Annotated in this window: 13 protein-coding genes; 11 read left to right on the top strand and 2 right to left on the bottom strand. The window is 48.1% G+C overall.

Annotation, left to right across the window (positions count from 1 at the left end; all coding sequences use genetic code 11):
* Nucleotides 1-53: 53 nt before the first annotated feature.
* The 11 genes from ACJ67_RS07800 (at nucleotide 54) to cheZ (ending at nucleotide 14,228) form a co-directional block, all read left to right on the top strand.
* Nucleotides 54-3,260, top strand: a complete 3,207-nt coding sequence (locus tag ACJ67_RS07800) for a methyl-accepting chemotaxis protein (RefSeq protein WP_197080588.1) — start codon at nucleotides 54-56, stop codon at nucleotides 3,258-3,260.
* A gap of 307 nt (nucleotides 3,261-3,567) precedes the next feature.
* Nucleotides 3,568-3,792, top strand: coding sequence for a hypothetical protein (locus ACJ67_RS07795; protein ID WP_049638586.1), 225 nt, complete (start codon nucleotides 3,568-3,570; stop codon nucleotides 3,790-3,792).
* A 279-nt stretch (nucleotides 3,793-4,071) separates the two neighbouring features.
* A complete protein-coding gene (locus ACJ67_RS07790) occupies nucleotides 4,072-4,296 on the top strand; it encodes a hypothetical protein (RefSeq protein ID WP_049638585.1) in 225 nt (74 codons plus the stop codon).
* A 210-nt stretch (nucleotides 4,297-4,506) separates the two neighbouring features.
* Nucleotides 4,507-7,215 (top strand): methyl-accepting chemotaxis protein, encoded by a 2,709-nt coding sequence (locus tag ACJ67_RS07785; protein ID WP_082163958.1) that lies wholly within the window; start codon nucleotides 4,507-4,509, stop codon nucleotides 7,213-7,215.
* Between the two features lie 315 nt (nucleotides 7,216-7,530).
* Nucleotides 7,531-9,636 carry a methyl-accepting chemotaxis protein gene (locus tag ACJ67_RS07780; RefSeq protein ID WP_049638583.1) on the top strand — a complete coding sequence of 702 codons (2,106 nt, stop codon included), beginning with the start codon at nucleotides 7,531-7,533 and terminating at the stop codon, nucleotides 9,634-9,636.
* A gap of 54 nt (nucleotides 9,637-9,690) precedes the next feature.
* Nucleotides 9,691-10,398: a formaldehyde-activating enzyme gene (gene fae / locus ACJ67_RS07775; RefSeq protein WP_049638582.1), complete on the top strand. Its 708-nt coding sequence runs from the start codon at nucleotides 9,691-9,693 to the stop codon at nucleotides 10,396-10,398.
* Nucleotides 10,399-10,436: 38 nt separating this feature from the next.
* Nucleotides 10,437-11,336, top strand: a complete 900-nt coding sequence (locus ACJ67_RS07770) for a CheR family methyltransferase (protein ID WP_049638581.1) — start codon at nucleotides 10,437-10,439, stop codon at nucleotides 11,334-11,336.
* Nucleotides 11,333-11,941 (top strand): chemoreceptor glutamine deamidase CheD, encoded by a 609-nt coding sequence (gene cheD / locus ACJ67_RS07765; protein ID WP_018985231.1) that lies wholly within the window; start codon nucleotides 11,333-11,335, stop codon nucleotides 11,939-11,941. The genes ACJ67_RS07770 and cheD overlap by 4 nt, the downstream gene beginning before the upstream one ends.
* Before the next feature lie 23 nt (nucleotides 11,942-11,964).
* Entirely contained in the window at nucleotides 11,965-13,035 is a 1,071-nt protein-coding gene (locus tag ACJ67_RS07760; RefSeq protein WP_049638580.1) for a chemotaxis response regulator protein-glutamate methylesterase, read from the top strand.
* A gap of 111 nt (nucleotides 13,036-13,146) precedes the next feature.
* Nucleotides 13,147-13,545, top strand: a complete 399-nt coding sequence (cheY, locus tag ACJ67_RS07755) for a chemotaxis response regulator CheY (RefSeq protein WP_018985233.1) — start codon at nucleotides 13,147-13,149, stop codon at nucleotides 13,543-13,545.
* Between the two features lie 2 nt (nucleotides 13,546-13,547).
* On the top strand, nucleotides 13,548-14,228 hold the full coding sequence (cheZ, locus tag ACJ67_RS07750; RefSeq protein WP_049638579.1) for a protein phosphatase CheZ: 681 nt from the start codon (nucleotides 13,548-13,550) through the stop codon (nucleotides 14,226-14,228).
* A gap of 53 nt (nucleotides 14,229-14,281) precedes the next feature.
* Here cheZ and ACJ67_RS07745 read toward each other — a convergent pair whose 3' ends face one another.
* Together ACJ67_RS07745 and ACJ67_RS07740 are read right to left on the bottom strand one after the other, a co-directional pair.
* Nucleotides 14,282-14,662 carry a DUF779 domain-containing protein gene (locus tag ACJ67_RS07745; RefSeq protein ID WP_049638578.1) on the bottom strand — a complete coding sequence of 127 codons (381 nt, stop codon included), beginning with the start codon at nucleotides 14,660-14,662 and terminating at the stop codon, nucleotides 14,282-14,284.
* 102 nt (nucleotides 14,663-14,764) lie between these two features.
* Nucleotides 14,765-16,285, bottom strand: coding sequence for an aldehyde dehydrogenase family protein (locus ACJ67_RS07740; protein ID WP_049638577.1), 1,521 nt, complete (start codon nucleotides 16,283-16,285; stop codon nucleotides 14,765-14,767).
* Nucleotides 16,286-16,298 lie beyond the last annotated feature (13 nt).

The raw sequence follows: 16,298 nt of genomic DNA, 5'->3' as shown, positions 1-16,298 counted from the left end.
CAATGCGTCAGCGATGCACGCCCCCCATTTATTTTTATGCAAAGGAAGTCAATATGCAGTTGTCTCAGCGTTTTCAATCTATTCAGGGCAAAATCGTCCTGATGGCCGGGCTGTCCATTCTGGTCAGCGGCAGCATCCTCGTCGGTTCCTCTTATCTTTCCGCTAAAAATAATCAGCAACTGGTGTCTGAAAACGTATCGTTGTTAGTCAACGAAGGTACCAAAAACAGCTTGAAGAATCTGGCCGGCTCAGAAGCTGGAAAAATCCAGGCCAAGTTTGATGTCGCACTGGATGCGGCACGTACCATGGCCCATACTTTTGTGTTAAGCAAAGAAGGTTCGGTGGCACTAGGGCGTGACCAGATTAATGCCATCTTGCTTAATGTGCTGAAACAAAATCCAGAGTTCAACGGCACCTATAGTTGTTGGGAGCCGGATGCGCTTGATGGTAAAGATGACACTTTTAAAACCGGTAGGGATGGCAACAATAGCCTTACCGGACGGTTTACGCCGTATTGGAACCGTGATGAAAGCGGACGGATTGCGGTGCAACCACTGGTGGAGTATGACACGCTGGATAAACACCCGAATGGGGTGATGAAAGGCGGCTGGTATCTTGGCCCCAAAGCAACCCAGACCGAAAGTGTCCTGGACCCATTTCCATATATTGTGCAGGGAAAATCTGTGTGGCTGACCACACTGTCGGTGCCCATTATCAAGAACGGCAAATTTTATGGTGTGGCCGGGACCGACTACAATCTGGACTTTGTGCAAAAAACCGCTGAAGGCGCCAGCAAGAATCTATTTGACGGTAAAAGCGAAGTGATTATCGTCAGTAATATGGGGCTGATCGTTGCTGACAGCCGTAATCCAGGCTTGATTGGTCAACCGTTTGGCAAGATTGTTGGCGACAACGGCGCAAAGTATCTGCAAGAGATTCAGTCTGGCCGCAATATGGCCGCGATTGATCAACAGGCTGGTGAAATGATGGCGCTAGCCCCCATTATGTTGGGTCGTACTGGCAAACCCTGGTCTGTGCTGATTAAAGTGCCAACGGCTGTGGTGCTGGCAGAAGCGCAAGCGCTGGATCAACGATTGTCCAGCGGCGCGAATCAAGCGGCGTTATGGCAGTTATTGTTAGGTTTGATGGTGACGGCAGCCGGGATTGCTGTGATCTGGTTTTCGGCCGCAAAAATTGCAAAACCGATACGTGAAGCCGCGCAGGTTGCACAAGACTTATCACTGGGTAGAACAGATGTGGTAATTGAAGTGCATAGCCAGGATGAAACTGGCCAGTTAATGACGGCCATGCAGAGTATGGTCAAGTCGATTAAGTTACTCATTGATGATACCCATGGCCTGGCACAATCTGCTGTGCAAGGCAATCTCTCTACACGGGCAGACATCCAGCCACATCAAGGGGACTTCCGCAAAGTAGTTGAAGGAATTAACGAAACACTGGATGCGGTGGTGACGCCTTTGGGGGTGGCTGCGAGCTACGTGGAACAGATTGCAAAAGGTGAAATTCCAGAAAAGATTACGGCGGACTATCAAGGTGATTTTAACGCCATTAAAAATAATCTGAACCAGTGTATAGAAACTATTAACCGCATGGTGAATGACACCGACGAGTTGGTGCACGCAGCGGTAGAAGGGCGTTTGTCCACCCGTGCAGATGCCAGCAAGCATCAAGGCGACTTCCGCAAGATCGTTCAAGGCGTCAATGACACGCTGGATGCGGTGATCAACCCATTGAATGTCGCAGCCCAATATGTGGCGGACATCTCCAAAGGCAATATCCCGGCCAAGATTACCGATCACTACAATGGTGACTTCAACACGATTAAAGACAACCTCAACCAGTGTATAGACGCCGTCAATGCCCTGATTGCCGATGCCAACATGCTGTCACAAGCAGCCGTCGATGGCAAACTCACTACCCGTGCAGATGCCAGCCAGCATCAAGGCGACTTCCGCAAGATTGTACAAGGCGTCAATGACACTCTGGATGCCGTCATTAATCCACTTAACGTGGCGGCCCAATATGTAGCAGATATTTCCAAAGGGAATATCCCAGAGCGGATTACCGACCACTACAATGGTGATTTCAATGAGCTGAAGAACAACCTCAATACTTGTATTGATGCAGTGAATTCATTGGTGAATGACGCCAACCTGCTGGCGGAAGCTGCCAAAGAAGGCCGTATCACTGTACGTGCAGATGTCGACAAACATAATGGAGACTTCCGCAAGATCATTGCTGGTGTGAACAACACCTTGGATATGATTGTAGAACCGATTATTGCGGTGACAGAAGCGGTAGAAACCATCACTACCGCGGCCAATGAAATCTCCAGCGGCAACTCAGACTTGTCTGCCCGTACCGAGCAACAGGCATCCAGCCTGGAACAAACTGCGGCCAGCATGGAAGAGTTGGCCTCTACCGTGAAACAGAATGCTGAGAATGCCAAGCAAGCTAACCAGCTGGCATTAACTGCGTCAGGTGTCGCCGTGAAGGGCGGGGAGGTAGTTAGCGAGGTTGTTGCCACTATGAGTGCAATCAACGAAAGTGCCAAGAAGATCGAAGACATTATTTCTGTCATTGACGGTATTGCCTTCCAGACCAACATCCTGGCCTTGAACGCAGCGGTAGAAGCCGCGCGTGCAGGTGAACAGGGCAGAGGCTTTGCGGTGGTAGCGGGTGAGGTACGTAACCTGGCGCAACGTTCGGCCAGTGCTGCGAAAGAGATCAAAGAGCTCATTACTGACTCTGTGAATAAAACCACTGAGGGGACCAAGCTGGTTGAGAATGCGGGTAACACCATGGACGAAGTGGTTTCTTCCGTCCAGCGTGTCGCTGACATTATCAGCGAGATCTCAGCAGCCTCAACCGAACAGTCGACAGGGATTGACCAGGTGAACCAGGCGGTGACCAGCATGGATGAAACCACGCAACAGAATGCGGCCTTGGTAGAAGAGGCGGCAGCGGCAGCTGAATCACTGGTACACCAGGCTAACCAGTTAGCCGATGCCATCAGTCAATTTAAGCTAGAGGGGCGGATTGGTGAGGTATCGCATAACAAAGAAGCATTCGGTTTCAAACAGCATGCTCTGGGTAGCTCAGCATCGATATCCCTTGGCTATACGTCGTCGCGAACTGGGCACCCTTCAGTGCGAATAGATCAGGCGCGCCCAGCTTACTTAGGTCAGCCGCCAAAGGCCAGAACTGGTACAGATGACAATAACTGGAATGAGTACTAGCGCCTTTGACTCTGTGAAGAAAGCCACATCAATTAAATTTCAGTGGCTTCGATAAAGTGGAGCACCAGCATTAGCAGAATCATTGGTTGAGGTGTCAAAACTGCGAGCCTTGGTCAGCCGTTTCACAATCAAAAGCTACCATCAATCAGTCACTTTCAAGCAACTTGGAAAAAGGGACTTATGATGAATAAATAGAATTGTAATTTTTGTGTAACAACGCTAAAGAAAATATAGGGTCTGTCGTTATTAACAATAAGTGGTAGTGAAAAACCACCTCAACCATGGTTAAAAATTTTATGGAGACTTTATGAAACAACACCTAAAAACAACATTAAGCATTATTGCATTATCAACGTTGATGACGCCGCTATTTGCGGCTGAAATCTGCACTGTGTCGATGATGGGGCGTGTATGCTACGAAGAAGGTAGCCCTGAATTGACAGCTGCACACATGAAAGGTAATGCAGTGGCTGAGTCAACAGCAGCGAAGAAAAAAGTAGACGTTGCCGAAGCTGAGAAAACCAAGAAATAATTCATTTCTTGAGCTAAAAATCCCCCTTCAAGGGGATTTTTTGTGCCCATTGTCAAGCTATACCTCCTCTAAGTCTTGGATGGCTACAATTTTTGATAGCAATTGGGAGGCATTTTAGGGTTAACTTCCAAATAAAAAGTAGCTGCTAGGACAGCCGTTTTTTATCATCGATTCAAGCATTTAAATCTGTCTTCGCATCTAAAGATCATACAAAAAACACCGTAAAAGAACTCAGGTGGTAATCAATAACCACCATTTCTCAAATTGTATGGAGACTTTATGAAACAAACTTTGAAAACAGCCTTGACTATCGCTGCATTGTCTACACTTTCTGTATCCGCATTTGCTGCAGAGGTATGCACAGTCTCGATGATGGGTCGCGTGTGTTATGAAGAGGGTAGTGCAGAATTGACTTCCTCACACATGAAAGGCGACGCCGTTGCTGAGGCAAATGCTGCTAAGAAAAAGGTAGAGGTTGCTGACGCTTCAAAAGCAAAAAAATAACCTCTCTTTTTAAGTAGGCGATCCCCCTGAAAATAGGGGGATTTTTTATAAAGTTTGATCATACGGACACGTCAGCATTGAGCAAAACTTTAACAAGAATAAACTGGTTAAAGTCCTCTTTATTAATACATGCTGGCGAAAAAGATTAGTGCAGAATATAAGAAAGCCAATACAGGCATTGATATTAAATTGGATTGTGGAGTCTAAATTATGAGTGTTGCTAAGAGAATGTACATTCTGATTGCTGTGACCGCCTTGGGTTTATTCCTGCTGGCCGGAATCAGCTATTTTCAAACAGAACGGGTGTTTAAATATACCAACTTTGCCAATGAAATGGCAGCGCCAAGCATAGAGATACTTGATGACACGCTGAGCGAATTTGAGAAATTGAATAGTCTGATTTGGCAGCATATGCTGAATACAGATAATGACAAAATGCAGTTAATTGAGAAACGCGTGGCGGAAACGCATGCCAATCTGATGACTGCATTAAAGCGCTATGACAATTTTATCAGTGACGCGCAGGACAAAAAGCTGCTCGAAGCGGATTATGCGGCGATTAAAGCCTATGATGAGTTAGGGAGTAGTGCGTTAACACTATCCCTGTCTAACAAGAAAACAGAAGCCCGGGATGTGCTGCTTGCCAATCAGGCCGCAATTGAAGGTGTACAAGCTGCTATTCGCACACACAGACAGTTTAACAACCAGCTCGCCAAACAAAGTGCAGAGCAGGCAGCTAGCATGAAGAATACAGCAGTGCTCATGCTGATTGGGATTGCCATTGCCGTATTGGCAGGTGTGGTCTCTCTGGGCTTTTATATCAAGCGTAACCTGTTCAAGCAACTGGGGATGGAACCTGCTGAATTGACAGTCATTGCCCACAACTTTGTTGAGGGTAACCTGAACCAGAAGATTGATTTGCCGGCCGATGACAAATCCAGTGTGGCTTATTCCATCCGCGTTCTACAACGCACCCTGGATGGCCTGGTACAGTCTCTCAAATACGTGAGTCAGCAGCATGACGAAGGAGATATTGAGTGTACCGTTGACCAGAACCGCTTTAAGGGTGGCTACGGTGAAATGGCCGCAGGCATCAATAACATGGTTGCTGGCCACATCGCTATGAACCGAAGCGCCATCGAAGTTGTTAAGGCTTTTGGTGAGGGCAATCTGGACATGCCTCTTGAGCAGTTCCCAGGTAAAAAAGCGTTTGTTAACGAAGCGATTGAACAGGTGCGCGCCAATATTAAGCGCCTGGTGAATGATGCTGATGAGTTGGCGCATGCTGCGGTAGAAGGTCGCCTGTCTACCCGTGCAGATGCCAGCCAGCACCAAGGGGATTTCCGCAAGATTGTCCAAGGGGTCAATGACACCCTGGATGCAGTGATCAACCCATTGAATGTGGCTGCAAAATACGTGGCAGACATTTCACAAGGCCATATCCCAGCCAAGATCACAGATCACTACAATGGTGACTTCAATACCATTAAAGACAACCTGAACCAGTGTATTGACGCCGTCAACGCCCTGGTAGCAGACGCCAATATGCTGTCACAAGCAGCAGTGGATGGCCAGCTCTCAACCCGAGCCGATGCTGGCAAACACAATGGCGACTTCCGCAAGATTGTCGAAGGCGTGAACAACACCCTGGATTCGGTGATTGGCCCATTGAATGTGGCTGCGAACTACGTAGACCGTATCTCCAAAGGCGATATCCCAGAACGGATTACCGACCATTACAACGGTGACTTCAATGAGCTGAAGAACAACCTCAATACCTGTATTGATGCGGTCAACATGCTGGTTGCTGATGCTGACTTGCTGACAGAAGCTGCAAACGATGGCCGTATTACGGTCCGTGCGGATGTCGACAAACACAATGGCGAGTTCCGCAAGATCATCGAAGGGGTGAACAACACCCTGGACATGATCGTAGAGCCGATCATTGCCGTGACAGAAGCGGTGGAAACCATCACCACTGCCGCCAATGAAATCTCCAGCGGTAACTCAGACTTGTCTGCCCGTACTGAGCAACAGGCTTCCAGCCTGGAGCAAACTGCGGCCAGCATGGAAGAGTTGGCCTCTACCGTGAAACAGAATGCTGAGAACGCTAAACAGGCGAATCAGCTGGCACTGACTGCCTCCGGCGTGGCTGTAAAAGGCGGTGAGGTCGTCAATGAAGTGGTTGCCACCATGAGTGCGATCAACGAAAGCGCCAAGAAGATCGAAGACATTATTTCTGTCATTGACGGTATCGCCTTCCAGACCAACATCCTGGCCTTGAACGCGGCGGTAGAAGCGGCACGTGCAGGGGAGCAGGGCCGTGGCTTTGCGGTGGTGGCAGGCGAGGTACGTAACCTGGCACAGCGTTCAGCCAGTGCTGCGAAAGAGATCAAAGAACTGATTACTGACTCTGTGAATAAAACCACCGAGGGGACCAAGCTGGTTGAGAATGCCGGTAACACCATGGAAGAGGTCGTTTCCTCAGTCCAGCGTGTGGCTGATATTATCAGCGAGATTTCAGCAGCGTCTACTGAGCAGACCACGGGGATTGACCAGGTGAACCAGGCTGTGACCAGCATGGATGAAACTACACAGCAGAATGCGGCCTTGGTAGAAGAGGCAGCCGCTGCGGCTGAATCATTGGTTGATCAAGCCAATCAGTTGGCAGATGCTATCAGCCAGTTCAAACTCGAAGGGCGGATTGGAGGTGGGTCTGGCAATATCAATCATGGAGGCTTCAAGCCTGTTAGTGCCAGCCTATCTTCAGCCCCAAGGCCGGGTGCTGATAACCATCGTACCAGTGGCAGGTCAGTCTCGGCGCCAACGGGATATGTTGATAAACCAAATCCCTCGTCCGGCAGTCCCAAGATGACGGCCAAAACGGGTACCGATGACAGTGATTGGGAAGAGTTCTAAAGAGCCACATGAAACAAAACAAAACCGACTGCAAGGCAGTCGGTTTTGTTTTTTCACCCGTCTCAACGAGTCATTTTTTAGCTTGACTCGATTCGGCAGGATTGCGTTTCTGTGATTGTTTTTTTCACTTGGCTTTGAGAATCTATTTCGCCAATTCTGATTTCTTTAGGCTTGCAATTACAGCAACAGAGCGTATATTTCCCTTTTTACATGCGATTCAAATCCACCTTAAATGTTGAATAATCGCTGACATAAGCCGATAAATAAAAACGAATTGGCGATTAGTGGATTTGGAATCAAAAAGGAGTAGCACACATGTCCGGAGAGAACTGGAGTGCCTTGGTGGGGAAATTCTCCCATGTAAAATTATCATCCCAGCTTGGGATCCTGCTTGCCAGCGTTGGCATCTGCATGGTCTCGCCTTTGCTTATCAATAATTACTGGATTGTGTACGGCATTATGGTGCCTATCATGGTGATGACCAGTTTGCTGTTCGTCGCGTCAGTCCAACGTACTACAAGCCAAGCACGTGCAATAGCACAATCCATTGCGGATGGCGACTTTAGCCATACATCAGCGCTGGAACAAGATGGTCTGATTAGTGCGTTGAACCTGTCAAAAGAGACGCTTGGCGCTTTGAAGCAGCAAATGGAATCTGTTGAGTCAGAGCATGCAAAAGGCAATATCCATGCAATGATTGATCTGGATGCGTTTACTGGCGAATACCGCAACATGGCAAAAGCCATGAATCGCCTGCTGAACATGCATGTCGAGACGCTGCATAAGACCGGCGTGTCTATACAGGCACTGGGGCAGGGCAATTTTAATGCACAACTCGAAGCAATGCCTGGTGATCTCGCAGTGCTTAACCAAGGGTTTGATGGATTAAAAAACAATATCCAGACACTGATTCATGAAATATCAGCCATGTCTGCCGATCATGCCAATGGCGAAACAGAAACACGTATGGATACCCAGCATTTTGATGGTGATTTTAAAACCATTGCGACTGGACTCAATACGATGGTGAATACCTATGTGACAGAAATTGAGAAATTCATTGCCGTGATGGACAGCATCGGCCGCGGTGACTTAACTGCTCAGCTGGAAGCGATGCCAGGTAAAAAAGTCGCCATGAACAAGAGTGTGGACCGAATCCGTGGCAACCTGAAGGGCATTGTGGACTCTGTTAACTGGGTCAATGCCGAACACGAAAAAGGCAATATCGACATGACTTTGCGTGCCGATATGTTCAAAGGCCAATTCTCAGTGCTGGCAGAGAGTATTAATAATATCGTTGCCGGACACATTGAATTGAACCAAAAAGCCATGGCCTGCGTGCAAGCATTTGGCGATGGTAACTTTGATGCACCACTGGAGCAGTTCCCTGGGCAGAAAGCCGACATCAATAAAACGATTGAAAAAGTACGCAGCAACCTGAAAGCATTGAATGCGGATGCGCAGATGCTTGCTGAAGCTGCTCGTGAAGGCCGTGTGACTGTACGGGCCAATGCTGAAAAACATCCTGGCGATTACCGCAAGATTGTTGAGGGCATGAATAACACCCTGGATATGATTATTGAACCAGTGCTCACAGTGAAAGCGGCTGCTGAATCGATCAACATTGCTGCCAAGGAGATTGCTCAAGGCAATGCGGATCTCAGTCGTCGTACCGAAGACCAGGCTGCTAACCTTGAAAAAACCGCTTCTAGTATGGATGAACTGGCATCAACAGTGAAACAAAATGCGGAAAATGCCAAGCAAGCCAATCATTTGGCATCACAAGCGTCAGTGGTGGCGGTAAAAGGTGGTGAGGTGGTGAATGCGGTGGTGAGCACCATGAGCGATATCAATGAAAGTGCTCACAAAATTGAAGACATTATTTCTGTCATCGACGGTATCGCTTTCCAGACCAATATCCTGGCCTTGAACGCTGCAGTAGAAGCGGCACGTGCAGGCGAGCAAGGTCGTGGCTTTGCGGTAGTGGCTGCCGAAGTTGGCAATCTTGCACAACGCTCATCAGTAGCCGCACGTGAAATTAAAGAATTGATTACTGACTCCGTCAATAAAACGGCAGAGGGGAGCCGCCAGGTAGAAGAGGCTGGCCAAACCATGCACGAGATTGTGGACTCCGTAAAACGGGTAAGCGTCATTATCGGCGAAATTGCCTCTGCCTCGAATGAACAAAGTGCCGGGATTGCCCTGGTAAATGATGCCGTTATCCGCATGGATGATGTCACACAACAAAATACGGCCCTGGTAGAAGAAGCAGCTGCGGCTGCCGAATCTCTCATGGATCATGCCAACGAGCTGGCAACCGCCGTCGGTGTATTTATCGTGGATGGACATGCAGCACCGTCCGGCCACAAAGCAGTAAATGCGGGCTTAGGCGAAAATTATCGCCTTGTCAGCAACGGTTAGGGCAAGTGAACTCTCGCCCTTTAATAGCGTAGTACTTTTTATCAGGAGTTAAAAATGGCAGTGATTGATCGAGTATTGATTGGTGAAGGTTTGGTCATCGAAGAACGTCCAGAAGGTGGCCTGGATTTGAAAAACGTGGCTCACATTGACTTAATTATGGGCCCACGCGGTAGCGCTGCAGAAGACGCATTTTGTCGTACGCTCACCGACCAAAAACAAGGGGTAAACGGTTTATTGGCGATTGCAGCGCCAAACATGATGGTAAAACCAAATACTGTGATGTTTAACAAAGTGACGATCAAAGATGGTCGCCAGGCAACACAAATGTTTGGTCCGGCACAACGTGGCGTCGCCATGGCTGTGATGGATTGCGTCGCTGATGGCACCATCCCATTGGAAGAAGCAGATGACGTATTTATCTGCGTAGGCGTCTTTATCGACAGCAAGGCTGATATGGATGACCGTATCCAGGACTGGAACTACCGTGCCACAAAAATAGCGATTAAAGCCGCGGTTGCTCGTGAACCTAAAGCCGCTGATGTTGTGAAACAGTACAAAGAAGCATTGCATCCATTTGCAGCACAAACACCAGAAGCGCAAAACCGCCGTGCCGATGACAAGGCAGCAGCGCTGGCCATTTCACAAATGAAAGAGCGTAGCCATTATGTTCGCAAGAGTGCAGAAGAAAAAGCCAGAGAGGAAAAACAGCTTGAATTGGCAGTCGCACAAATGAAAGAACGTATTGATACCACTAAAGCTTAATTTCAAGCAACGTCAACGGATTTGCATAGGATAACGAAGTGAGTGCATTGAAAAAACAAGAACAGGAAGAGCGCGAGTTTTTGTTTACGCGCGATGATTTTGTCAGAATTAAAAGTCTGATTTATCGCCATGCAGGCATTTCTTTGTCCGATGCAAAGACCGATATGGTTTATAGCCGCATAGGCAGAAGATTACGTGCACTGGATATGCAAAGCTTTAAGCATTATCTGGATGCACTCGAACAGCATAATGATGCAGATGAATGGCAGGCTTTTACCAATGCCCTGACCACTAACCTGACGTCGTTTTTCAGGGAAGAACATCATTTCCCGATTCTGGCAGACCATCTGGCCAAACTCGCAGCTAGCAGGCATGCCAAACCAATACGCATCTGGTGCTCTGCGGCATCGACAGGGGAAGAGCCCTATTCGATTGCGATGACGGCATGTGAGGCATTTAACTCGCTCAAGCCACCGGTTGAAATTATTGCAACCGACATTGACACCAATGTATTGGCAACTGCTGCAGCTGGTGTTTACCCAGTGGATCGCATCAAAAAAATGGAAGAGGCCAGAGTACGCAAATTTTTTGAGAAGGGCACCGGCAAACACGACGGTCTGGTGCGCGTGAAAAAAGCAGTACGCGAGTTGATCCATTTCCATCAGCTCAATTTGCTGGATGCGCAATGGCCATTTCATGACGGCTTTGATGTGATTTTCTGCCGCAATGTCATGATTTACTTTGACAAGCCTACACAAGGCAAAATCATTGATAAATTTGTCACCTTAATGCATGAAGACAGCTTGTTGTTGGCAGGGCACTCAGAAAACTTTTTGTATGTGTCTGATCACCTGCAGCTGTTGGGGAAAACCGTCTATAAATTAAAAACCAGTGGCGCGGCACGTTCCAGCCTGTTTACGAATCGGAAATCGTCATGAGTGTCATGCAAGAAGAAATTTCGAACACCCTGTATTTTGACAGAACGTTTAATTGTAACGCTGCCAAAATCTCGCCAGGGGAGTATTACTATACAGATAAAGACATGCTGATCGTCACCGTGCTTGGTTCGTGTGTGTCAGCCTGTATCCGCGACAGCCGTACCGGCATTGGTGGCATGAATCACTTCATGTTGCCGGAAGGAGGCAGTGCCGATAAAGACAGCCCGGTTTCCGAATCAATGCGCTATGGAACCTATGCCATGGAAGTATTGATCAACCAATTGTTACGTAATGGTGCCAAACGTGAAAACCTGGAAGCCAAGATTTTTGGTGGCGGCAACGTCTTGCGCAGCTTTACGACTAATAACGTTGGGGACCGCAATGCAGCTTTCGTCAAAAAATACCTCAAAGAAGAAGGCATCAAAGTGACTGGCGAAGACTTGCTGGATATCTATCCACGCAAAGTCTACTTCTTTCCCAAAACCGGGAAGGTGCTGGTCAAAAAACTGAAACAACTGAACAACTACACATTGGTCAAACGCGAGCAAGCTTACTCCAGCAAGCTGCAGACAAACGATGTGGGTGGGGATATCGATTTGTTCTAATAATAATTAAAAGAGGAATTGCCATGAAAACTAAAGTGCTTGTGATTGATGACTCTGCACTGATACGCAGCTTGCTGAGTGAAATTATCAATGACACCAAGGATCTGGAAGTGGTAGGAACCGCCCCGGATCCACTGGTGGCGCGTGAAATGATCAAGCAACTGAACCCGGATGTGCTCACGCTGGACGTGGAAATGCCACGTATGGATGGCCTGGATTTCCTGGAAAAACTCATGCGTCTACGGCCCATGCCAGTGCTCATGGTGTCTACCCTGACCGAAAAAGGTTCTGAAATCACGCTACGCGCGTTGGAACTGGGGGCCACAGATTTTGTGACCAAACCCAAAATGGGGATTTCGCAAGGCATGCAGCAGTATGCAGACGAAATTACCGATAAAATCCGTACCGCCTCACGTGCTAAAGTCAGTACCTTGCAGAGTATTGCTAAGGCCTCCAATACCCAGGTACAGCAAAATGCTATCCGCAACCCGCTCATCAGTAGTGAAAAGCTGCTGATCATTGGTGCGTCTACTGGTGGGACTGAGGCGATTAAATCAGTATTGATGCAAATGCCGTCAGACTGTCCGGGCATTCTGATTACCCAGCATATGCCTGCTGGTTTCACCAAGTCCTTTGCCGAGCGCCTCAACAGCCTTTGCAAGATTTCTGTGAAAGAAGCCGTCGATGGCGAGCGTGTGCTTCCAGGCCATGCTTATATTGCTCCTGGCGATCAGCACTTATTGCTGGCGAGAAGCGGAGCAAACTATATCACCAAGTTATCGGATGCTGAACCGGTGAATAGACACAAGCCTTCAGTCGATGTATTGTTTGATTCTGCAGCGACCAATGCAGGTAAAAATGCGATTGGGATTATCCTTACTGGCATGGGCAAAGATGGTGCTGCCGGCATGTTGCGTATGAAAAATGCCGGTGCGTACAATTTTGCACAGAACGAAGAAAGTTGTGTCGTCTATGGCATGCCACGTGAAGCAGTCGCACATGGTGGCGTCCATGAAGTCGGCCATCTGAAAGACCTACCGCGAATGGTGCTGCATTATTTAGCTACTAATAGTGAACGTGCCCTGCGTGTATAACGTAGCGGCGAATAAACCGACAATTCCCAGTTTTATCGGCAATAACACTGCACATAAAACAGTAGATAATCAACGCTACGGGATAGGTAACTAATGATAGTGGAGTAACAAATGGGCAACCCTAATACTAAATTTCTGGTAGTGGACGACTTTTCCACCATGCGTAGAATCGTACGTAACCTGCTCAAGGAGTTGGGTTATAACAATGTGGAAGAGGCCGAAGACGGTGCAGACGCATTGAACAAACTGCGTAACGGTGACTTTGAGTTTGTTGTTTCAGACTGGAACATGCCTAACATGGACGGTTTAACCATGTTGCAGAACATCCGGGCCGATAACAAGCTTTCTAAACTACCAGTACTCATGGTGACTGCTGAAGCCAAAAAAGAGAATATCATCGCTGCCGCACAGGCCAAAGCCAGTGGTTATGTGGTGAAGCCTTTTACAGCGGCCACCCTGGAAGAAAAACTATCCAAAATCTTTGAGAAAATGGAAAAAGGCGAGGTGTAACCATGACCGAAGCTGTCAATCCGAATCAGCAGAATATCGTTGTGGATATCGCGTCCACAATGATGCACGGCCTGAATGAAACCCAACAAGAAGACATGATCAGCCGGATTGGTCATATGACCCGGGCGCTGCATGACAACCTGAGTGCTCTTGGCTATGACAAGGTACTTGAGCAGGTTGCACAGGAAATTCCTGATGCACGTGACCGGTTGAGTTATGTGGCAAAAATGACTGAGCAGGCAGCCGAGCGTGTATTGAATGCGACTGATATGGCAACACCTCTTCAATCTGAGTTGTCTGACCGTGCCGCATCACTCAAAAAGCGCTGGGAAGAGGTGATGCAGCGTGCGGCACTCAAGTCGGAATATGATGCCGTTGTAAAAGAAACATTGGAATACTTATCGCTAACCAATGACCATACTACGACAACCAAGTCGTTGTTAATGGATATCATGATGGCGCAGGACTTTCAGGACCTGACTGGTCAGGTGATCAAAAAAGTGACGACCCTGGCACAAGATCTGGAAAGACAATTGGTTCAGGTGTTAGTGGACTTTGCACCTGCCGTGAAAAAAGATGAAGACTCTTTGCTCAATGGTCCACAAATTGATCCACATAATACTGTCGATGTGGTCGCTAACCAAGAGCAGGTAGATGATTTACTGGATAGCTTGGGCTTCTAAGCCGAGTCATCGCCATGCTTGTATAAAAAAGGCATCTTCGGATGCTTTTTTATTTATTGAAAACCAATACGCTGCTCTGGCTGGAGATTCGCTAGCTCCTCATCCGAATACAGTCGTCCCCGCGTAATGAATGCCATACCACTGCCACAATCCAGCGAAAAAGAGCCACTTGAACCGGGCATGGCATCCAATATGGTATGCGTGCTGTGCATAAAGCTGAAGTGGCTGTCACTCATGTAAAAAATCGCTCCACCTGGCAACTCACCCAATTTGACATCAGACGGACTAGGTTTGAACTCAGCCGCCGGCAAGCACATCGGGCCACTGCCTTCACAACAGCCGCCAGACTGAAAAAAAACGATAGGGCCATGTTGTGCGGTCAATTGTTCAATGAGCGCGATTGCGGCCGGTGTTGCTGAAACGCGATCTGTCATGTTGTATTCCCCGTTGTGGTAATCATTATTATAGATAAAAAAAGGAGCGAAAAATTCGCTCCTTTTAATAGCCGTTTGTTATTCCAAACACTTCACCTGAAATTAGAAGAATCCCAATTTTTTCGGACTATAGCTGACCAGCAGGTTTTTGGTTTGCTGGTAGTGATCCAACATCATTTTGTGGGTTTCACGGCCAATTCCTGACTCTTTGTAACCACCGAAAGCCGCATGTGCTGGATAAGCATGGTAGCAGTTTGTCCAAACACGGCCAGCCTTGATGCCACGGCCCATACGGTAAGCGCGGCTACCATCACGAGTCCATACGCCTGAACCCAGGCCGAATATGGTATCGTTGGCAATACTCAAGGCCTCAGCCTCGTCTTTGAAGGTCGTCACAGCCAATACTGGTCCAAAAATCTCTTCCTGGAAGATACGCATCTTGTTATGACCTTTGAACAGTGTTGGCTTGATGTAATATCCTTCTGCCAGATCACCTCCCAAAATATTACGCTCACCGCCACATAGCTGTTGAGCGCCTTCCTGGCGACCGATGTCCATGTAAGACAGGATCTTGTTGACCTGATCTTGCGATGCCTGGGCACCGATCATGGTGTTTGGATCTAGCGGGTTACCTTGCTTGATGGCAGCGACGCGTGGCAAGACACGTTCCATAAACTTGTCGTAAATAGACTCTTGAATCAACGCGCGGGAAGGGCAGGTACAGACCTCGCCCTGGTTAAATGCAAACAGCACCAACCCTTCTACAGCCTTATCCAGGAAGTCATCGTCAGCAGACATAATGTCTTCAAAGAAGATGTTAGGAGACTTACCGCCCAGTTCTAGTGTTGCAGGAATCAAATTGCTCGCCGCAGCCTGTGCAATATAGCGGCCGGTGGCAGTTGAACCTGTAAAGGCAATCTTAGCGATACGCTTGCTGGTGGATAATGGTGCACCCACTTCGCGGCCAAAACCATTCACTACGTTGATGACTCCCGGTGGAATCAGGTCTGCAATCACTTCCAGCAGGATTAAGAGGCTGATAGGGGTAAATTCAGCTGGTTTCATGACTACCACGTTACCCGCCGCAACGGCAGGTGCCAATTTCCAGGCTGCCATCAGAATAGGGAAGTTCCACGGAATGATTTGACCCACAACACCCAATGGCTCATGGAAATGGTAAGCAACGGTATTTTCATCCAGTTCACTCAGGCTGCCTTCCTGTGCGCGCAATGCGCCAGCAAAGTAACGGAAGTGATCGGCTGCCAATGGAATATCCGCATTCATGGTTTCACGGATCGGTTTACCATTATCGACTGTTTCTGCGGTCGCAATCAGTTCCAGGTTTTGCTCAATGCGGTCAGCGATCTTCAACAACAAGTTGGAGCGCTCAGCAGCAGGCGTTTTGCCCCACTTATCCGCTGCAGCATGCGCAGCATCCAATGCCAGCTCGATATCCTCAGCGCTGGAACGGGCAGCCTGGGTATATGGTTTACCTGTAATGGGTGATATCACGTCAAAATACTCACCTTTGACCGGCGCTACCCATTTGCCACCGATAAAGTTGTCATACTTGGCTTTGTAGGGCACTTTTACGCCCATGGCCTTAAGAATATCCAAACTCATAGTTACTCCTGTG

Origin of the sequence: Methylophilus sp. TWE2 (assembly GCF_001183865.1) — a bacterium.
In the GTDB taxonomy this organism is placed as follows: Bacteria; Pseudomonadota; Gammaproteobacteria; order Burkholderiales; family Methylophilaceae; genus Methylophilus.
Note: the sequence above shows the minus strand (reverse complement) of the source record. Positions and strands in the feature narration are given on the sequence as shown.